Annotated in this window: 18 protein-coding genes; 6 read left to right on the top strand and 12 right to left on the bottom strand. The window is 61.0% G+C overall.

Features of this window, described 5'->3' with window-relative positions:
- Positions 1-7: 7 nt before the first annotated feature.
- The 5 genes from ACEN9A_RS16990 to ACEN9A_RS16970 all read right to left on the bottom strand — a co-directional run bounded on the left by ACEN9A_RS16990 (position 8) and on the right by ACEN9A_RS16970 (position 6,289).
- Positions 8-1,027, bottom strand: a complete 1,020-nt coding sequence (locus ACEN9A_RS16990; protein ID WP_258668770.1) for a branched-chain amino acid aminotransferase — start codon at positions 1,025-1,027, stop codon at positions 8-10.
- A 301-nt stretch (positions 1,028-1,328) separates the two neighbouring features.
- Positions 1,329-2,711 (bottom strand): dihydrolipoyl dehydrogenase, encoded by a 1,383-nt coding sequence (gene lpdA / locus ACEN9A_RS16985; protein ID WP_258668769.1) that lies wholly within the window; start codon positions 2,709-2,711, stop codon positions 1,329-1,331.
- A 7-nt stretch (positions 2,712-2,718) separates the two neighbouring features.
- A complete protein-coding gene (locus ACEN9A_RS16980) occupies positions 2,719-3,993 on the bottom strand; it encodes a dihydrolipoamide acetyltransferase family protein (protein WP_258668767.1) in 1,275 nt (424 codons plus the stop codon).
- A complete protein-coding gene (locus tag ACEN9A_RS16975; RefSeq protein WP_019648882.1) occupies positions 3,994-5,052 on the bottom strand; it encodes an alpha-ketoacid dehydrogenase subunit beta in 1,059 nt (352 codons plus the stop codon). It abuts the gene before it with no gap.
- A 1-nt stretch (position 5,053) separates the two neighbouring features.
- Entirely contained in the window at positions 5,054-6,289 is a 1,236-nt protein-coding gene (locus ACEN9A_RS16970) for a 3-methyl-2-oxobutanoate dehydrogenase (2-methylpropanoyl-transferring) subunit alpha (RefSeq protein ID WP_018929723.1), read from the bottom strand.
- Positions 6,290-6,474: 185 nt separating this feature from the next.
- Between ACEN9A_RS16970 and bkdR the strand changes: the two genes are divergently transcribed.
- A complete protein-coding gene (bkdR, locus tag ACEN9A_RS16965; RefSeq protein WP_017339472.1) occupies positions 6,475-6,963 on the top strand; it encodes a Bkd operon transcriptional regulator BkdR in 489 nt (162 codons plus the stop codon).
- A 114-nt stretch (positions 6,964-7,077) separates the two neighbouring features.
- Here the strand turns inward: bkdR and ACEN9A_RS16960 are convergent, their stop codons facing one another.
- Complete coding sequence (locus ACEN9A_RS16960; protein ID WP_258668766.1) at positions 7,078-7,941, bottom strand: MBL fold metallo-hydrolase; 864 nt, start codon at positions 7,939-7,941, stop codon at positions 7,078-7,080.
- Positions 7,942-8,104: 163 nt separating this feature from the next.
- Here ACEN9A_RS16960 and ACEN9A_RS16955 point away from each other — a divergent pair, with 163 nt between their 5' ends.
- The 4 genes from ACEN9A_RS16955 (at position 8,105) to nahK (ending at position 14,316) form a co-directional block, all read left to right on the top strand.
- Positions 8,105-8,911, top strand: a complete 807-nt coding sequence (locus ACEN9A_RS16955) for a sulfite exporter TauE/SafE family protein (RefSeq protein ID WP_258668764.1) — start codon at positions 8,105-8,107, stop codon at positions 8,909-8,911.
- Positions 8,912-9,119: 208 nt separating this feature from the next.
- Entirely contained in the window at positions 9,120-10,304 is a 1,185-nt protein-coding gene (locus tag ACEN9A_RS16950) for a porin (protein ID WP_258668762.1), read from the top strand.
- A 282-nt stretch (positions 10,305-10,586) separates the two neighbouring features.
- Complete coding sequence (gene nosP / locus ACEN9A_RS16945; protein WP_096480056.1) at positions 10,587-11,750, top strand: nitric oxide-sensing protein NosP; 1,164 nt, start codon at positions 10,587-10,589, stop codon at positions 11,748-11,750.
- Positions 11,719-14,316 (top strand): hybrid sensor histidine kinase/response regulator NahK/ErcS', encoded by a 2,598-nt coding sequence (nahK, locus tag ACEN9A_RS16940; protein WP_111453488.1) that lies wholly within the window; start codon positions 11,719-11,721, stop codon positions 14,314-14,316. The genes nosP and nahK overlap by 32 nt, the downstream gene beginning before the upstream one ends.
- A 168-nt stretch (positions 14,317-14,484) precedes the next feature.
- Here nahK and ACEN9A_RS16935 read toward each other — a convergent pair whose 3' ends face one another.
- From ACEN9A_RS16935 to ACEN9A_RS16910, 6 genes are all read right to left on the bottom strand, one after another.
- Positions 14,485-15,150 (bottom strand): response regulator transcription factor, encoded by a 666-nt coding sequence (locus ACEN9A_RS16935; RefSeq protein ID WP_258668760.1) that lies wholly within the window; start codon positions 15,148-15,150, stop codon positions 14,485-14,487.
- A 57-nt stretch (positions 15,151-15,207) separates the two neighbouring features.
- Positions 15,208-15,765: a PQQ-dependent catabolism-associated CXXCW motif protein gene (locus ACEN9A_RS16930; RefSeq protein WP_258668759.1), complete on the bottom strand. Its 558-nt coding sequence runs from the start codon at positions 15,763-15,765 to the stop codon at positions 15,208-15,210.
- A 146-nt stretch (positions 15,766-15,911) separates the two neighbouring features.
- Positions 15,912-16,703 (bottom strand): ABC transporter permease, encoded by a 792-nt coding sequence (locus ACEN9A_RS16925; protein WP_096480057.1) that lies wholly within the window; start codon positions 16,701-16,703, stop codon positions 15,912-15,914.
- Positions 16,700-17,443 carry an ABC transporter ATP-binding protein gene (locus tag ACEN9A_RS16920; protein WP_258668756.1) on the bottom strand — a complete coding sequence of 248 codons (744 nt, stop codon included), beginning with the start codon at positions 17,441-17,443 and terminating at the stop codon, positions 16,700-16,702. The genes ACEN9A_RS16925 and ACEN9A_RS16920 overlap by 4 nt, the downstream gene beginning before the upstream one ends.
- Entirely contained in the window at positions 17,440-18,399 is a 960-nt protein-coding gene (locus ACEN9A_RS16915; RefSeq protein ID WP_258668754.1) for a YVTN family beta-propeller repeat protein, read from the bottom strand. The genes ACEN9A_RS16920 and ACEN9A_RS16915 overlap by 4 nt, the downstream gene beginning before the upstream one ends.
- A gap of 33 nt (positions 18,400-18,432) precedes the next feature.
- A complete protein-coding gene (locus ACEN9A_RS16910) occupies positions 18,433-19,617 on the bottom strand; it encodes an ABC transporter substrate-binding protein (RefSeq protein WP_258668753.1) in 1,185 nt (394 codons plus the stop codon).
- A gap of 252 nt (positions 19,618-19,869) precedes the next feature.
- On the opposite strand from ACEN9A_RS16910, the gene pedF reads away from it, so the two are divergent.
- Complete coding sequence (gene pedF, locus ACEN9A_RS16905) at positions 19,870-20,331, top strand: cytochrome c-550 PedF (RefSeq protein ID WP_028940253.1); 462 nt, start codon at positions 19,870-19,872, stop codon at positions 20,329-20,331.
- Positions 20,332-20,333 lie beyond the last annotated feature (2 nt).

Here is a 20,333-nt window from a genome sequence, read left to right as displayed (position 1 = left end):
CCTCAGATCAAACCTTGACGATCCAGCCCGCTGGCGCCTCGATGTCGCCGGTCTGTACACCGGTCAGCTCTTTGTAGAGCTTCTGGGTGACCGGGCCGACTTCGGTTTCGCTGTGGAACACGTGCAGCTTGTCGTTGTAGCTGATGCCGCCGATCGGGGTGATCACCGCGGCAGTACCGCAAGCACCGGCTTCCTTGAAGTCGGACAGCTTGTCGATGAACACGTCACCTTCAACCACTTCCAGGCCCAGACGGGTCTTGGCCAGTTCGATCAACGACAGACGGGTGATGCCCGGCAACACCGAAGGGGAATTCGGGGTGACGAACTTGTTGTCGTGGGTGATCCCGAAGAAGTTGGCCGAGCCGACTTCTTCGATTTTGGTGTGGGTCAGCGGATCCAGGTAGATGCAGTCGGCGAAGTGTGCCTTCTTGGCTTGGGAGCCAGGCATCAGGCTGGCGGCGTAGTTGCCACCGACCTTGGCTGCGCCGGTGCCTTGTGGGGCTGCACGGTCGTAGCTGGAGATCAGGAAGTTGTGCGGGGTCAGGCCGCCCTTGAAGTAGGCGCCGACCGGGATGCAGAAGATCGAGAAGATGAACTCGGGCGCGGTACGCACGCCGATGTTGTCACCCACGCCGATCACGAACGGGCGCAGGTACAGCGCGCCGCCGGTGCCGTAAGGCGGGATGAAACGCTCGTTGGCGCGGACCACGTCCTTGCACGCCTCGATGAACTGTTCGGTGGACACTTGCGGCATCAGCAGACGCGCGCAGCTGCGTTGCATGCGCAGAGCGTTCTGATCCGGACGGAACAGGTTGATCGAACCGTCCTTGCAACGATAGGCCTTCATGCCTTCGAAGCATTGCTGGCCATAGTGAAGGGCAGTGGAGCCTTCGCTGATGTGCAGCACGTTGTCTTCGGTCAGGGTGCCTTTGTCCCACTCGCCATTACGCCAGTGCGACAGATAGCGCTTGTCTGTTTTGATGTAGTCAAAACCCAGCTTGTCCCAATTGATGCTTTCGTTACCCATGACACCCTCTATCACTTAACAACCGCCGAAACGGTTCAAGGCTTCTGACATTTTTCTGGATGGGGACAACAATACTTCATTCCGGGCCTAAATCGCAGCCCGGATTACGAACTCCGCGACCATCGATGCACCTCGTTGTAGCAGCTGTCGAGCACCGCGAGGCAGCGTTCGGCGACGAAGTCGTCGTAATCCGCCTGACGCGGTCTGCCTGAAAGAATGCGATGACCGGTTTTGCGACGGCTTCGCCGCCGAACGCTGCCTCGCGGTGCTCGACAGCTGCTACCAAGGGTTGCGTTAGTCTTTAAAGGTGCAGCGCGTGGCCCAACGCACGCAACGCCGCTTCCTGCACCGCCTCGCCGAGCGTCGGATGCGCGTGGATGGTGCCGGCGATGTCTTCCAGCCGGGCGCCCATTTCCAGGCTCTGACCGAACGCCGTCGACAACTCCGAAACACCCACGCCTACCGCCTGCCAGCCAACAATCAGATGATTGTCACGCCGCGCCACGACCCGCACGAAGCCGCTTTTCGACTCCAGCGTCATCGCCCGGCCATTGGCGGCGAACGGGAAGCTCGACACGATGCAGTCCAGCCCCGCAGCCTTGGCCTCGTCCGGGGTCTTGCCGACCACCACCAGTTCCGGGTCGGTGAAACACACGGCGGCAATGGCGGTCGGGTTGAATTCGCGGTGTTTGCCGCTGATCAGTTCGGCAACCATCTCGCCCTGGGCCATGGCCCGGTGGGCGAGCATCGGTTCGCCGCTGAGGTCGCCGATGGCGTAGACGTTGCGCATGCTGGTCTGGCAACGGTTGTCGATCTTGATCGCCGAACCGTTTATGTCCAGGTTCAAGGCTTCGAGGTTCCAGCCCTGGGTGTTGGGTTTGCGACCGACGGCCACCAGCACCTGATCGGTTGCAAGATTCAGGATGTCGCCGTTCGGGTCACGAACTTGTAGAGAATTTATATATGAATCAAAGCCTTCAACGCTGTGCTTCAAGTAAAGTTTCACGTCGAGTTGTTTGAGTGCTTCGTGCACCGGATGGGTCAGTTCGGCATCGTAGGCCGGCAGAATACGATCCTGCGCCTCGACCACGCTGACCTCGGCGCCGAGTTTGCGATAAGCAATCCCCAGCTCCAGACCGATGTAACCGCCACCGACCACGACCAGTCGTTTCGGCACGCTTTTCGGCGCCAGTGCTTCGGTGGAAGAGATGATCGGCCCGCCAATCGGCAGCATTGGCAGGTTGACGCTTGTCGAACCGGTGGCCAGCACCAGGTGCTCGCACTGAATCCGCGTGTCGCCGACTTCAACGGTTTTGCCGTCGATCACTTTCGCCCAGCCGTGGATGACCTGGACCTTGTGCTTCTTTAATAGTGCCGAGACGCCAGTGGTCAGGCGATCGACGATGCCGTCCTTCCACTCGACGCTTTTGCCGATGTCCAGGGTCGGCGCCGATACGCTGATGCCCAGCGCCGAGTATTGGCTGTGGTGCTGTGTCTGATGGAACTGTTCGGCGACGTGGATCAACGCCTTGGACGGAATGCAGCCGATGTTCAGGCAGGTGCCGCCCAACGATTGGCCTTCCACCAGAATGGTCGAAATGCCCAACTGACCGGCACGGATCGCTGTCACGTAACCGCCAGGGCCGCCGCCAATGATCAGCAGCGTGGTGTTTAAAGTTTGCATGCCTGACTTACTCCACAAACAGGGTAGCGGGTTGTTCGAGCAAGCCACGAACGGCCTGGATGAATTGCGCCGCGTCCATGCCATCGACCACGCGGTGATCGAAGGAGCTGGAGAGGTTCATCATCTTGCGGATCACGATCTGGCCTTTGATCACCATTGGTCGTTCGACGATTTTGTTCACGCCGACGATCGCCACTTCTGGCAGGTTCAGCACCGGCGTGCTGACGATGCCGCCCAGGGCGCCGAGGCTGGTCAGGGTGATGGTCGAGCCGGACAGCTCATCGCGGCTGGCCTTGCCAGTGCGTGCAGCCGTGGCCAAACGGGAGATCTCCGCGGCGTTGTCCCACAGGCTGCGGGCTTCGGCGTGACGCACCACCGGCACCATCAAACCGATGTCGGCTTGCGTGGCGACGCCCACATGCACCGCGCCGAGGCGGGTGATGACCTGGGCCTCGTCGTCGTAACGGGCGTTGATCTGCGGGAAGTCGCGCAGGGCCACGACCAAGGCGCGCACCAGGAACGGTAGCAACGTCAGTTTGCCGCGGGTCGCACCGTGTTTTTCGTTCAGGTGTGCGCGTAGCTCTTCGACGGCCGTGACGTCGATTTCTTCGACGTAACTGAAGTGGGCGGCACGCTGGGTGGCGTCCTGCATGCGTTGGGCGATCTTGCGGCGCATGCCGATCACCGGGATTTGCTGTTCGTCGTTACGCTGGGCGTAAGCGGAGCTGGCGGTCGATGCGTTCGACTGACCCTGAGCCAGATAAGCCTCGAGGTCTTCGTGCAGAATCCGCCCGGCAGGGCCGCTGCCACGCACCAGACGCAATTGAATGCCGAGGTCCAGCGCATGTTTGCGCACGGCCGGGGAGGCCAGCGGACGTTCATCGGCTTCACGCGCGACCATCGGTCCTTGGCAAGCGGCAGCCGGACGCGGGGCCGCTGCAGCCGGTGTGCTTTCTACGACGGCTTCAACTTTCGGCGCCGCCACAGGTGCTTCTTTAATAACAGCCGCTGGCGCAGTCGATTCCTTAACGTTGCCCGCGCCTTCGACTTCAATGCTGATCAACACGCTGCCGACCGCCATGACTTCGCCTGGCTGTCCGCCCAGTGCAATCACCTTGCCGTTCACCGGCGAGGGGATGTCGACCATCGCCTTGTCGGTCATGACATCGGCCAGCACCTGATCTTCGACGACCATGTCGCCGACCTTGACGTGCCACTGAGACAATTCAACTTCTGCAATGCCTTCGCCAATGTCCGGCATTTTAATAACGTGCGTGCCCATTCAGACCTCCATAACCCGATGCAAAGCCGCGCCCACACGGGACGGACCAGGGAAATACGCCCACTCTTGCGCGTGCGGGTAGGGGGTGTCCCAACCGGTCACGCGCTCGATTGGCGCTTCCAGGTAGTGGAAGCAATGCTCTTGCACCAGCGCGACCAGCTCGGCGCCGAATCCGCAGGTACGGGTCGCTTCGTGAACAACTACGCAGCGTCCGGTTTTCTTCACCGACTTGACGATGGTTTCCAGATCCAGCGGCCACAGGCTGCGCAGGTCGATGACTTCGGCGTCGATGCCGGTTTCTTCAGCGGCGACTTGCGACACATAAACCGTGGTGCCGTAGGTCAGGATGGTCACATCCTTGCCCGGACGGGTGATGGCGGCAACATCCAGCGGCACGGTGTAGTAACCGTCCGGCACTTGCGCGGCCGGGTGCTTCGACCATGGGGTCACCGGGCGCTCGTGGTGACCGTCGAACGGGCCGTTGTACAGACGTTTTGGCTCGAGGAAGATCACCGGGTCATCGTTTTCGATGGAGGCGATCAGCAGGCCTTTGGCGTCGTAAGGGTTGGATGGCATGACGGTGCGCAAGCCGCAGACTTGGGTGAACATCGCCTCGATGCTCTGGCTGTGAGTCTGGCCGCCATAGATGCCGCCGCCGCAGGGCATGCGCAGGGTCATCGGCGCGGTGAACTCGCCGGCCGAGCGATAACGCAAGCGCGCCGCTTCGGAAATGATCTGGTCCGACGCCGGGTACACGTAGTCGGCGAACTGGATCTCGGCCACCGGCCGCAAACCGTAAGCACCCATGCCCACGGCGACGCCGACGATGCCGCTTTCGGAAATCGGCGCATCGAATACGCGGGAGGTGCCGTACTTGGTCTGCAGGCCTTCGGTGCAACGGAACACACCACCGAAATAGCCCACGTCCTGGCCGAACACCACGACGTTGTCGTCACGCTCAAGCATCACATCCATGGCCGAGCGCAGGGCCTGGATCATGGTCATGGTGGTCGTGGTCATGGCGGTTTCCAACTGAATATTATTGTTGTGATCGTTCATGTCAGATCCCCAACTCCTGACGCTGGCGCTTCAAATGCTCCGGCATCTCTTTGTAGACGTCTTCGAACATGGTCGCGGCGCTCGGAATCTGACCGCCGGCGAGGGTGCCGTACTGCTCGGCTTCTTTCTGCGCGGCGATCACTTCGGCTTCCAGTTCGGCGCTGACGGCGGCGTGTTCCTCTTCGGACCACTGACCGATTTTGATCAGGTGCTGCTTGAGGCGTGCAATCGGGTCACCCAACGGGAAGTGACTCCAGTCGTCGGCAGGACGGTATTTGGAAGGATCATCGGAGGTCGAGTGCGGGCCGGCACGGTAGGTGACCCATTCGATCATGGTCGGACCGAGGTTGCGCCGCGCGCGTTCGGCAGCCCAGGCGGATGCAGCGTAGACCGCGTAGAAATCGTTGCCATCGACCCGCAGGGAGGCGATGCCGCAACCGACGCCGCGTCCGGCAAAGGTGGTGGCTTCACCGCCGGCAATCGCCTGGAACGTCGAGATCGCCCACTGGTTGTTGACCACATTGAGGATCACCGGCGCACGGTACACATGGGCGAAGGTGAGGGCGGTGTGGAAGTCCGATTCAGCAGTGGCACCGTCGCCGATCCACGCCGAGGCGATTTTGGTGTCGCCCTTGATCGCCGAGGCCATGCCCCAGCCCACCGCCTGGACGAATTGGGTGGCGAGGTTGCCGGAAATGGTGAAGAAACCGGCCTCTTTGACCGAGTACATGATCGGCAACTGACGGCCCTTGAGCGGATCGCGCTCGTTGGACAGCAGTTGGCAGATCAGGTCCACCAGCGGTACTTCGCGAGCCATCAGGATGCTTTGCTGACGGTAGGTGGGGAAACACATGTCGTCGATGTTCAGGGCCAGGGCCTGGGCGCTGCCGATGGCTTCTTCGCCGAGGCTCTGCATGTAGAACGACATTTTTTTCTGGCGCTGGGCGACCACCATGCGGTTGTCATAGATCCGCGTCTTGAGCATGGCGCGCATGCCTTTACGCAGGATCTCGACGGGTACGCCTTCAGCCCATGGGCCGAGGGCATTGCCCTGGTCGTCGAGCACGCGAATCAGGCCTTTGGCCAGATCAGCGGTATCGGCCGGTTCTACGTCGATTGGGGGTTTGCGCACCGTGCCGGCATCGGTCAGATGCAGGTAGGAGAAGTCGGTTTTGCAGCCGGGACGGCCCGAAGGTTCGGGAACGTGCAGGCGCAGCGGTTCGTACGCTTGGTTCATGGCTTCTACGCTCGATCTTGTGAATTTCTTGTAGTGAGCTGGCAGTCATTCTTCGGTAAAAGAATTCTTGTCCTACAACAATCATAGGCCGGGCCAAGAAGAATATTTCTCTGTGTTTCGTTGCACTGAAGGTCATTTGAGGATAAAAAATCTGCATAAACATAAAAAACAGGTGTTTTTATCTCATGCGCAAACTGGACCGTACCGACATCGGCATTCTCAACAGCCTTCAGGAGAACGCGCGCATCACCAACGCCGACCTCGCGCGCTCGGTGAACCTGTCGCCCACGCCGTGCTTCAATCGGGTCAAGGCGATGGAAGAATTAGGGCTGATTCGCGAGCAGGTGACGTTGCTGGATGCCGACTTGCTGGGGCTGCATGTGAATGTGTTCATTCACGTCAGCCTGGAGAAGCAGGTGGAAGAGGCGCTGCAGCATTTCGAAGAGGCGATTTCGGATCGCCCTGAAGTGATGGAGTGCTATTTGATGGCCGGCGACCCGGACTATTTGATCCGCGTGCTGGTGCCGACCATCCAGTCGCTGGAGCGCTTCATGATGGACTTCCTGACCAAGGTGCCGGGGGTGGCGAACATTCGTTCGAGCTTTGCGCTCAAGCAGGTCAGGTACAAAACGGCGCTGCCGTTGCCGGCGAATGGCCTGACCCTGGCCAATTGAAGATCAAAAGATCGCAGGCTTCGCCAGCTCCTACATTGACCGTGTGCACCGTGATCTTGCGGATGCACCCGACCCCGTAGGAGCTGCCGAAGGCTGCGATCTTTTGATCTTGATTTACAGCTTATTAATCGGGATTTTCAGGTAGGTCACGCCATTATCTTCCGCCGGCGGCAGATTCCCCGCCCGCACATTCACCTGAATCGCCGGCAGCAACAGCGTCGGCATGCACAAACCGGCGTCACGCTGGGTGCGCATCGCGACGAAGGAGGCTTCGTCGACGCCGTCGTGAATATGAATGTTGCTTTTGCGCTGCTCGCCAACCGTACTCTGGCATTGCGGGGCGCGGCCCTCGGGCGGGTAATCGTGGCAGACGAAGAGGCGCACGCTGGCGGGGAAGGCCAGCAGCTTACGGATCGAGGCAAACATCTGGTTGGCGTTGCCACCGGGGAAGTCGCAACGCGCGGTGCCGACGTCCGGCATGAACAACGTGTCGCCCACCAGAATCACATCGCCGTCGATCAAATAAGCCATGTCTGCCGGAGTATGCCCTGGCACATGCAGGGCCGTGGCCTTGAGGTTGCCGATGCGGAATGACTCGTCCGGCGCGAACAGGTGATCGAACTGCGAACCGTCGACCCTGAATCCCGGTTCAAGATTGAACAGCGTTTTGAACACGCCCTGAACCTGGCTGATCGACTGACCAATCGCAATCTTGCCCCCCAGTTCCTGACGCAGGTACGGCGCGGCCGACAAGTGGTCGGCATGCGCATGGGTTTCCAGCAGCCATTGCACCTGCAACTGGTGTTGGCGAACGAAGTCGATAATCTTGTCGGCCTGGACGGTCGAAGTGCGCCCGGCGGCGGCGTTGTAATCGAGCACCGGGTCGACAATCGCGCATTGCCCGCCGTCGTGCTCGTAGATCACGTAGCTGTAGGTCTTGGATGCGGGGTCGAGGAAGGCTTCAATCAAGGCGAGCATGGTGGCCGTTTCTTCTTGGACAGGTCTTGAGGGTAGTTTCATTTTCCCTGCATTGGCCAGCCCCGCATCCATTCAGTTGATGAAAAAAACTGTGCGGGCTCTATCCTGTCACTCAATCGATACCGGGCGTACCCGGCCTTTTTTCGCGGATCATGAGTGTTTTATGTTGTTGGCAAGTTTTTTTGGCCTGGTCATGGGCCTGGTGCTCGGCTTGACCGGAGCCGGTGGCGGTATTCTTGCGGTGCCGGCCTTGGTGCTTGGGCTGGGTCTGACCATGACCCAAGCGGCGCCCGTCGCCTTGTTCGCGGTGGGCAGTGCGGCGGCGGTTGGTGCGATCGACGGTTTGCGCCATGGCCTGGTGCGCTATCGCGCGGCGTTGTTGATTGCTTTGCTCGGCGCGGTGTTTTCGCCGGTGGGCATCTACTTCGCGCATCAGTTACCGGAAAAGATCCTGATGATTCTGTTCAGCCTGCTGATGGTCATGGTGGCCTGGCGGATGCTGCGCCCGGAAAAGCTCGACGCCGGCCCGAGCGATCACGGCCACGCCAACTGGGGCCAGAAAAACTGCATGCTCGATCAACAGACCGGGCGTTTCTCCTGGACCGCCAAATGCACTGCGACCCTTGCAACGCTTGGCGCGGTGACCGGTGTGGTCTCGGGGCTGCTCGGGGTCGGTGGCGGTTTTCTGATAGTGCCTGCGTTCAAACAACTGACCGATGTGCAGATGCGCGGGATCGTCGCCACGTCGTTGATGGTGATCAGCCTGATCTCGGTGATCGGGGTGATTGGCGCGTTTCACGCCGGGGTGCGGATCGATGGTTTGGGCGTGTCGTTCATCGTCGCCAGCATCGTCGGGATGATCCTCGGTCGAAAACTCTGCGCGCGGGTGCCGGCCCGGGGGCTGCAGATGGGCTTTGCCAGCGTCTGTGTGGTGATCGCCGTTTACATGCTGTTTAGAGCGCTCGCCTAGCGGCCACCAGTTCCTGTGGACGCCAGTCGGGTCCACAGGCTTACGTCCTAAGTTCCGGGCCTGGCCGACGGGCGGTCTTACGCCGAATTTGCCGCGCGCTACCGGCCAGCCCAAAGCACCTGACAACCGCCCCCAAGGCAGCGTATGACGCCGCCTGTCCGCTTTCGATAATCGCCTCCGACATCAAGTCCCCGTAGCGGAGCGCGTCATGCACAACAATAAGAATTTCAAGCATCGTTTCTTGCCGGCTTTCATCGTTAGTCTGTCATCCCTGGGCCTGAGCTCAATGGCCCAGGCCGAGATCATGCTGTACGACAAGGACCAGACCACATTCTCCACCGATGGCTACATCAACGCCTTCTACGTCAACAGCAACGTGGACCGGGCCGGCGATCAGTACGACCGGCGCCAGGCGCGGGTGAAGATGGGCTTTTTACCTAACTATCTGGGTTTCAACATGGGCAAGCAGGTCGATGACCTCAAGCTCGGCGCCCGGGCCTCGTTCTGGGTGACCATCAACGACAGCGAAACCAACGGCACCGACACCGCCATCGACGTGCGGCAGTTCTACGGTACGGTGGCCAACCTGGAGTGGGGCGAGGTGCTGATCGGCAAGGATTTCGGCCTGTTTGCCCGCTCCAACATCCTGCTCGACGAACTGCTCGCCGGTTACGGTCAGGTCAGCGATACGTTGGGCCTGGTGGACGGCGGCGGGGTGTCGTTCGGCAATATCGGCAGCGGCTATCCGTACCCGTTCCCGACGTCGCAGATTACCTATCGCACCCCAATGATGGACGGCTTGCGGGTCGCGGTGGGGATCATGGACCCGGTCGACACCAACGACAGTAGTGCAACCGGCAAGGCCTACCAGAAGAACCCGCGCACCGAGAGCGAGATCACCTATCAGTTCGACGTTGGCGGAGCGAAGATTTACAGCTGGCTCAACGGCAGCTACCAGACCTCGGACAACACCGACTCCAACGTCGAGTCCGTCACTTCCAAAGGTGTCGGTTACGGTGTGCAGGCGAAGATGGGCGGGCTGTCGCTGACCGGTTCCGGTTTCCAGGCCAAAGGCATCAACCCGTTCTTCACCAACAACGCCGGCGAACCGACCCTGCGCAATGTCGACAGCAACGGTTACTTGTTGCAGGGCTCCTACAAACTGGGCAAAAACCGCCTGGCCTTGTCTTACGGCAAGACCAAGGACGACGGTAACGGCGTGGTCGGCAGCGGCGCTGATTACGAAACCCGCGGCGTTGCGCTGTTCCATGACGTCAACGACAACCTCAAGCTGGTGGCCGAGTACAACCAGTTCGAAATCAACGGCCACGACACCAGCGCCCAGAATGAGAACACCGATACGTTTGCGGTGGGGGCGGTGTTGACCTGGTAACTGGCTGACTGAGCACCACTTGTGGCGAGGGAGCTTGCCTGTGGCTAGAGGGCTTGCCTGTGGCGGGGGGGCGTGCCCCCGTTGGGTCGCGAAGCGACCCCCGATTCTGGTCGCGCATCGGCCAATTTTGGGGACTGCTGCGCAGTCCAACGGGGGGCAAGCCCCCTCGCCACACGCAAATCCCCCTCTCATCCCATCGAACCACCCACCCGCTACCCAAGTAGCATTCGTCACCACCCGCAGGCTTCGTACACTCGAAGCTCATACAGGCGAGGGGCGACGATGCAGCAGGTTCAGAGCGACGGTGTGGTCAGTGCCATGTCCCAGGCCATCGATGCCCAGCAAGCGGCGCAGGATCTGGCGCGACAACTCTTGCACCCGCATTTGGGCTTCGTGCTGTTCTTCTGTTCCGCCGAGTACGACTTGCAGGCACTGGGGCAGGCGTTGCAGCAGAGCTTCGGCGGCATTCGGCTGGTGGGTTGCACCAGTGCCGGCGAAATCACCCCCCAAGGTTATGGCCGCAGCTGCGTGACCGCGGTGGGCTTCGATCATCGGCACTTTTCCATCTCTACCGAACTGATCGATGAGATGGAGCATTTCAGCCTGATCGATGCCCAGCAAATGGTCGAGCGCCTGGTCAGTGGCTGTCGTAGCAACACCCTGGCGCCGATCAAAGGCAACAGCTTTGCCCTGACCCTGCTCGATGGCTTGTCCAGCCGTGAAGAAATGGTGCTCGCCGCCTTGAGCGCGGCATTGGGCGATATTCCGCATTTCGGTGGTTCGGCCGGCGACGACAATTACCTGACCCACACCCACGTGTATTTCGGCGGCGAGTTTCACAGCGGTGCGGCGGTGGTGGTGCTGGTCAATACCTGGCTGGACTTCGAAGTCTTCACCACCCACCACATCCTGCCCAGGGCTGAAAAACTGGTGGTCACCGCCGCCGACAGCACTTCGCGCCGGGTATTCGAGCTCAACGCCGAACCGGCCGCCGAGGAGTACGCCCGGCATATCGGCGTGGCGGTGGCCGACCTCGATTACCGGACCTTTGCCGCACACCCGTTGGCGGTGCGGATCAACGATCAGTATTACGTGCGGGCGATCCAGCAGGTTCACCCAGACCTGAGCCTGAGTTTCTACTGTGCGGTGGAAAACGGCATCGTCCTCACCGTCATGAAACCCGGCCCCATGTTGCCGAATCTGCAAGGCCTGTTCGAGGGTTTGCGCGAGCGTCTCGGGGACTTGTTGCTGACCATCGGCTGCGACTGTTTTCTCCGGCGCCTGGAACTGGAAGACGCCGGCAGTCTCGAGCAAATCGGCGCGTTTTTGCGGGACCAGCGGGTGATGGGTTTCAACACCTACGGAGAACAGTTCAATGGCATGCACATCAACCAGACCTTCACCGGGGTTGCCATTGCCCGAGGACGCGCCCCTGGACAGCGCTGACCTTCAGGCGCAAATCGCCAGCCTGCGGCACGAAAACCAAAAATTGCAGCGCATCAATGACGCGCTGATCGAACGCATCGAGTCCGGCATCACCCGGGGCAACGACCCGTATGCGGCGTTCCAGCATTCGGTGGTGCTGGCCGAACAGGTGCGTGAGCGCACCGACGCCCTGAACCAGGCCATGGCCGAACTCAAGGCTGGCAACCATTTGCTCAGCGAAGCGCGGCTACGAGCCGAAACCGCCCATCAACACTTGATCGACGCCATCGAAAGCATCTCCGACGCTTTTGTGCTGTTCGACGCCGAGCAGCGGATCGTGCTGTTCAACAGCCGTTTCAAGGCGTTTTGGGGTAACAGCCGGGTACGGATCAACGCAGGCATGCGCCTGAGTGAGGTCAAACGGTTGATGACTTCTACCGGGTTGTTCAGTGAAGAACCCCGGTCGCCTGTCGACGAAAGCCTGCTCTATCGCCTGCACAATGGCCGCTGGCTGCAAGTCAGCGAGCGGCCGACCCAGGAAGGCGGGCGGGTGATTCTGTTCACCGACATTACCGACGTCAAACTCAGCGAAACCCTGCGCCGCGAGCAGGCCGTGGCGCAAAAGTCGCACCTGTTGCAACGGGCGGTCGACAACCTGTCCCAAGGGGTGGCGATGGTCAACGCCGAGGGCATTCTGGAGTTGTGGAACCGGCGCTTCCTGGAACTCAGCGGCCTGGCCCCGGTGGCGGCTCATCGGCCGTTCGCCGAAGTGATCGCCGACAGCGAATTGAACCTGCTGACCCCGGCCAGTCGTGATGCCAACGGGCGATACGTGCAGGAATGCGAGCAGCGCCTCTACGATGGCCGGGTCCTGGAAATCCGCACCCATCCGTTGCCCACCGGCGGCTTCGTCAACACCTTCACCGACATCACCGAACGCTACCAGCACGCCGAAGCCCTCAGCGAAAGCGAGCGCTGGATTCGCTTGATCACTGACCACGTGCCGGCGCTGATCGCCTACCTGAATGCCGATCTGGTCTATGAATTCACCAACAAAGTCTACGAAGAATGGTACTGCTGGCCCCGGGGCGTAATGCTCGGGCAGAGCCTGCGCGAAGTGCACAGCGAGCAGCACTATCAGCGCCTCGAGGCCTATGTGGCTCGTGCCTTGGCCGGCGAGAGCGTGACGTTCGAGTTCGCCGAAACCAACATCAACAATCAGGAGCGCTACATGCTGCGCTCCTACGTGCCCAACCGCCTGGCCAGCGGGGAAGTGGTGGGGATTTTCGTGTTGATCCGCGACATCACCGAGCGCCGCCGTACCGCCGAGGCGCTGCATCAGGCCTATCAGAACCTTGAGTTGCGGGTACGCGAACGCACCACCGAACTGACCACCCTCAATGACCAATTGCTGCGTGAAATCGACGAGCGTCGGCGCGTGGAATCACGCTTGCGCGAGGCCAAGCTGGAGGCCGAGCAGGCCAACCTGTCGAAGACCAAATTTCTCGCCGCCGTCAGCCACGACCTGCTGCAACCGCTGAACGCCGCGCGGCTGTTTACCAGCGCGTTGCTGGAGCGCCGGGAGCCAGTGGCCAACGAGAATTTGGTGCGCAACGTCAGCAATTCCCTGGAGGACGTGGAAAACCTGTTGGGCACACTGGTGGACATTTCCAAACTGGATGCCGGGGTGATCAAGGCCGACATTGCGCCGTTCGCCCTCAGCGAATTGCTGGAAAACCTCGCCGCCGAATACACCCAAGTAGCCCGCAGTGAAGGCCTCGAGCTGCATTTCATCCCGTGTTCGGCGCTGGTGCGCAGTGACATTCAATTGCTCGCACGGATCCTGCGCAACCTGCTGAGCAACGCCATTCGCTATACCTACAGCGGGCGGGTGGTGCTCGGTTGCCGGCGCCATCACCAGCGGCTGACCATCGAAGTCTGGGACAGCGGCATGGGCATTGCCGAGAACCGTCTGGAGGAGATTTTTCAGGAGTTCAAACGCGGTGACGTACAGCGTCCGGATCAAGATCGCGGCTTGGGGCTGGGCCTGGCGATCGTCGAGAAAATCGCGCGTATTCTTGGCCACCGGATTCACGTGCGTTCATGGCCGGGCAAGGGCTCAATGTTTTCCGTCGAAGTGCCTTTGAGCGCCACGGCGCCGAAGGCATTGCCGAGTTTGTTGATGAGTGAACCGATGCTCGAGCGCCTGCGCGGTGCACGGGTGTGGGTGCTGGACAACGACGCGGCAATTTGTGCCGGGATGCGCACCTTGCTCGAAGGTTGGGGCTGCCGGGTGGTCACGGCACTCTCGGAGGAGGACCTGGCGCGGCAAGTGGATAATTATCACGCCGAAGCCGACCTGCTGATCGCCGACTATCACTTGGATGACGAGCAGAACGGCGTCGACGCTGTGGCCCGCATCAACGCCCGTCGCGCCTCGGCGATCCCGGCGATGATGATCACCGCCAACTACAGCAACGAACTCAAACAGCAGATCCGCGAACTGGGCCACACCCTGATGCACAAACCGGTGCGGCCGATGAAGCTCAAGACGGCGATGAGTTATTTGCTCGGCCCATCCAGATAACACCTAACCTGTGGCGAGGGAGCTTGTCGGAACGCCGCACCGCCCCGTTCGGCTGCGAAGCAGTCGTAAATCCAGGCGACTCGGTGCATCTGAGAATTTGCAGGGGGCCGCTTCGCGACCCAACGGGGGCAAGCCCCCTCGCCACAGGTCAGCTTTCAGACCGGGCAGTTACCGCCGAAGATACGACCCGAAATCAATATCCCCGGCACTCAATATTGCCTGCACCCGGTTGTGCACATTGAGTTTGCGCAAGATCGCCGAGACGTGGGCCTTGACCGTGGTTTCGGCGATTTCCAGGGTGTAGGCGATCTGTTTGTTCGACTCGCCCTTGGTCATGCGCTCAAGCACCAGCAGCTGTTTGCGGGTCAGCGCCTGGAGCAGCTCCGGCGGGAAGCTCGGGGTCTCGCTCAGGCGCCGGCTGGCGCCACTTTTTTGCGTGCGGATGATGTCTGGCGGCAGGTACACATTGCCATTGAGAATCTGCTGGATGGCCTCGGTCATCTGCACCCGTGGCGAGGACTTGGTGATGAACCCCACCGCGCCATAGGTGATGGCTTGCAGCACGATCTGCTTGTCCTGTTCGGCCGAGACGATCACCACCGGAATGGTCGGCGCCTCGTTGCGCAGGTTGATCAGGCCATTGAGGCCATGCATGCCGGGCATGTTCAGGTCGAGCAGGATCAGGTCCAGGTCGTCGTGTTCCTGGGTCAAGGCCAGGGCGCTGTCGAGGTCGGCGGTTTCCATGACCTCGCTGCCGGGGAAACCGTCGCTGATGACGTTATGAATGGCTTCGCGAAACAGCGGGTGATCGTCGGCAATCAGAATTTTGTACATGGCCTTTCACCTCATTATTTTTTTTCAGGGTGTGGCAACAACACGCAAGTGCTCAAGTCAGGGAAAAGGCTCGGGCTTCGCCTGCGTCACGGGCAGATTCGCCGCTTGCCAGGCATCCAGTCCGTCGCGGTACCAATACAGTGTTTTATAGCCCATGGAAGCAGCGCGTTTTACCGCGTTCCAGCTCAACCAGCAATCGGAGCGGCAGTAAAAGACCAACGGTTGCGTGTGATCGCCAGCGGTCAATGTGTTCAGGTTACGTGCAAAATAGTCTTGCCAGTCGGGCGTCAGATCGCCGTCACCGGTATTGGCCAACCAATGGCTGCCGGGCAGGTTTTCGTGGGGCTGGTCTTCGATGAAACGGCCCTGTAGCCATTGCCGACGGTAGACATCGATCAGCACCGGCCGGGGCGTCTGCTTGAGCAGGTCTTGCAGGGCGGGCGTGTCGATGATGTTCGCGCCCTGGAGCTGAGTCGGGGTCGGGCTGCGGTACAGGCCGATGCGATAACCGTCGGCGGAGAACAGCGCTGTTTCGGCCTGCGCGGTGCCCAGCAACAGGCTCAGCGACAGCGCAGCGAGAGAAGGGCGCAACAGAACACGTCGGGCACGCGGCATGGGGGTCAGTCCTTATAGTTATGGACCCATTACATGCCAGTAGCGGTGCGTTGTGAATGCGACGATAGACAGGTAAACCAGTACCAAAGTAGTAATTTTGTCCTGTTGATCGTTCCCACGCTCTGCGTGAGAACGTTCCGGAGTAGTCAGCCGGTTTTGCGCAAGGCCGCATGTTGCGGGTTGAAGGTGAGCACGGCGAGCAGGGCGAACACCAGCGTCAGCCCCGCGCACACCGCCAGCGCCAACGGGTTGAAGCGTTCGTACAGCGCGAATCGCACCAGCTCCACCGCATGGGTGAACGGGTTCAAGGCGCACAGCCAATACAGCCACTCGCTGGAGTCGCGCATTTTCCACAGCGGATACAGCGCCGACGACAGGAAAAACAGCGGGAAGATCACGAAATTCATCACCCCGGCAAAGTTCTCCAGTTGGCGAATCGCATTGGACAGCAGCAGGCCCAGCGCACTGAGCATCAACGCCACCAGCAGCAACGCCGGCAACGCCAGCAACAGGCCCATGGCCGGCGGTTGCACGCCGTACAGCCAGGCAATCGCGAGGAAGGCGTACACCTGCAACAGCGAAATCAGCGACGTCGCCAGTAATTTGCTGCACAGCAGAAAGGTCCGGGGCAGGGGGCTGGTCAGCAGCACGCGCATGCTGCCCATCTCCCGGTCATACACCATCGACAGCGAACCTTGCATGCCGTTGAACAGCAGGATCATGCAGGCAAGGCCCGGGATGATGTAAACCTCATAGGGAATGTAGGTGTCGTAGGGCTCGATGATGGCGATGCCCAGTGCCGCGCGGAACCCGGCAGCGAACACCAGCAGCCACAGCAACGGCCGCACCAGCGCACTGAGAAACCGCGTGCGCTGCAACACGAAGCGCAGCCATTCGCGCAGCACGATACCGCTGAAACATTGCCAGTAAGCGTTCATCGGATGACTGCCTCTGAAGAGACCGAGGTGGTCAGGCGAGCGAAGGCCGAATCGAGGTCGCCGCCATGTTCCAGGCTCAGCGCATCAGCTTGTCCGCTGGCGACCAAACGGCCTTGATGCAGGATCAGCAAGTCGTCGTTGGGTTGCACTTCATCCAGCAAATGAGTGGTCCAGAGTACGCTGATGGTTTGCTCGCGGCACAGGCTGCGGATGTGCTGGTTGAGCGCCAGGCGACTGGCCGGGTCAAGGCCGACACTCGCCTCGTCAAGCAACAACAGGCGTGGTTCGTGCAGCAACGCGCGGGCGATTTCCACCCGCCGGCGATGGCCGCCATTGAGTTCGCGGACCCGCTCGCGACGGCGCTCGGTCAGGGCCTGACGCGCCAGCTCAGCGTCGACCCGCAGCCCGGTCTGGCGTCGGGACAGACCATGCAGCGCCGCGTGATAACGCAGGTTCTGCTCGACACTGAGGTCCAGATCCAGCGTGCTTTGCTGAAACACCACCCCTAATTGCTTGAGCGCCGGGCGTGCCGCGTCGCGCAACGAGCAGCCGCCGACCCGGATATCACCGCGTTGCAGATCATAGAGGCGGGTGAGCAGGGCGATCAGGGTTGATTTGCCCGCGCCATTAGGCCCAAGCAGTGCCGCAAAACGCCCCGGTGCCAGGCTGAAACTCAACTTGCGCAAGGCCTCGCGCGGGCCGTAGGCGAAACTCAGGTCGCTGACCTCGAGGGCGTTCATGGCGTCACCACCACGCCCCACGGATAGCGCCCGACCTTCACCGATTTGCTGACTTTGAGGGTGTCGACATCGATCACCGACACATCGCCACTGACACCATTGGTGGCCAGCAGTTGCCGTTGATCCGGGGTGAACGCCATCTGCCAGACCCGTCGGCCCACCAGCAGGTAATCAACAATCTCGAAGGTCTTGGCGTCGATCACTGCCACATGGTTGGCCGGACCGAGGGCGACGAAGCCGTACTTGCCGTCGGCGCTGAGTTTGATGCCGACAGGCTGGACTTTGTCCGGGTGCACGCCTTTGATCTGAAAGCTCAGGGTCTTGAGGATTTTGCGGCTGGCGACATCGAGAATCGTCACCGTGCCACCGATTTCCGCCGAGGCCCAGAGCTGCGAGCCATCGGGATTGAACTCGACAAAACGCGGTCGTTGATCCACCAGCGTATTGTCGGCCAGGGTCTGGGTGCCGGTGTCGATCCAGTGCAGCATGTTGGTGGTTTCGCTGGTGTTCACCGCCCATTTGCCATCGGGGCTGACGGCCATGCCTTCGGGCTCGACGCCAACGTTGATCTGCCCGAGCACTTTGGAGGTTTCGGTGTCGATCACGGTTACCAGCGCATCGTCTTCGTTGGAGACATACAACCAGCGATTATTAGGGTGCAGGGCGAATTGTTCAGGGTCTTTGCCCGAGGGCAGTTCCTTGATGATCTTGCGCGTGGCGACGTCCATCACCTGGACCCGGTCCGAATCACTGGCGCAGATGTACAGCAGCTTGTTGTCGTGGGACAGCAACAGGCCGCGTGGACGCTGGCCGACGGGCAGGGTTTCGGTGACCTGCAGGGTCTGCATGTCGATCAGGCTCAGGCTGTTGTCCTTTTCGTTGGAGACCCAGGCGGTGCTGGCCGCCGCATGCCCGGCGGCGAGCAGTAGAGCGCATGAAAGCAGGGTGCGGCGCATGGCAGATTCCTTCTTATTGTGGTGGTAGGGCTGTCAGGGAAAGCGGCAGCTGACCTCGGCTTTGTCGTAACCCAGGCTGTCCATTTCGTTGAAGGGGTGCAGGAAACCGTCTTGCGGCGAGGTGCTGACCAGCGCCCGGGGCTGCACGATGGGGATCGGCTGGCGCAACTGACCGTTCCACGGCCGATAACTGAGCTTGCGGCCCTTGAAGCCGTCCAGCGGCAATTGCTCGCTGATTTCAAGCGTACGAATCGCCATGGCATCGGCCTGACGCAATTTGCCCACCGCGCTGGCAATGCTGCGCACCGCCATCCATGCGGCGAAATCCCGATCGTTCATCCAGCGCCCGGCCAGGGCTTCAAAGCGTTTTTGCAACTGCGCGGCGCCATAGGTTTCCACGGTCTTGTGCCAGCCCACCGGGGTCAGGCCCTGGGTGCCGGCGACCGGGCGTGGGTACCAGGTCTGGTAGGGCACGTACTCGCCGAAGTCGCCGCGTTCATCGGCGACCAGCACCACGTCGTATTCGGCGGTTTGGGTGAACAGCGGCATGTCGGCCTGGGCGCTGCGCCGTTGATCGTTATCGAAGCTCCAGGCTTTCTCCGCCACCAGTTGCAGGCCGAAGCGTTTTGCGGCCCGGCGCAGGGCGGCGGCATAGGCTTGATCGTCGGCGGTGGGGCCGACGATCAGCAGCGCCCGTTGCCATTTGCGCAGCACCAGAAATTGCGCGAGTGCATCGGCCAGCATCGCCCGGCTCGGCAGGCTGTGCAGCACGTTCGGCAGGCAATCGGTAGTGCGCAGGCTGTCGTCGGGGCTGCCGGCATTGAACAGCAGGCTGTCGGGGAGCACGGTGCTGAGTCGGCGCAGGTTTTCCGCCGGTGCATTCACCACAAACAGGCGCAGGCCTTGTTCGTGTTGGGCTTTGGCCGCGTCGATCAGCGCATCCGGATTGTCGACGCTGGCGCTGACCAGGCTGTAGCTGTGGTTGAGGAAACGCCCGGTACTGTTGCTGTCGATGATCGCCAGTTCCGCGCCACGCAAGCCGGCATCGGTTGGCTCGGGAATGACGTTTGACAGCAACGGCCCGGGATCGGGGCGATACCCCAGATAGCCGATCCGCACCTGCAACGGCGCATCCGCCGCCTGACTCTGGGTCGCCAGCCCGGCGGCGCAGGCAATCGCCAGCAGGTAGATCAAGGCATAAGGGGCGAGCTGGCGCATAAGGCACTCCATCACAGGTAGCGCCAGCATAGGAACCCATGACGGGTGGGGAAATATGCAGAAAGTATCGATGGGCCAGTACCAAGGTAGTAACGGCGTGTGAAACGCACCTGGGTGGTTCACCACAAGCCCTACTACCAAGGAAGTAGGCCGCGGCCACCAAAGCAGCATAGGGCTGGTACGACGGGGTTCCTAAGATGGCTGCCATAGCCTCTGCAAAGAGGTTTTGCGTGCAATCTTGAGGGCATAACAATGACAACAAAACGCAACGCCTTGCTCGTCGCCGGACTGCTGGCCGGCTTCCTCAGCGCAGGTTCTGTCTGGGCTCACGGCAACGTGGTACCCCAGGCCGTCGAAACCAAGGGGTTGACCCCGATCAAGGATGCCGGCGTGCAGGTCAATGCCGATGGTTGGGCGGCGGTGAACCCGTATCGTTCTTCTCCAGAACACGATAAAGCGTTGGAGATCGGTTCTTCGGCCTACAACCAGAACTGCGCGGCCTGTCATGGCCTGGAAGCCAAGTCCGGCGGCATTGCCCCTGACTTGCGCATGCTCGATGTCGGCGAGGCTGGTGATGAGTGGTTCGTCGAACGGGTGCGTAATGGTGCCGTGCGTGATGGCCGGGTGTACATGCCGAAGATGGCCGACTACTTGAGCCAGGAAGCCTTGTGGGCGGTACGCACCTACCTGGACAGCGTGCACGTCGAGGAGTGACC

Source organism: Pseudomonas sp. Pseusp18 (assembly GCF_059506005.1).
This window is presented reverse-complemented; position numbering and strand designations above follow the sequence as displayed.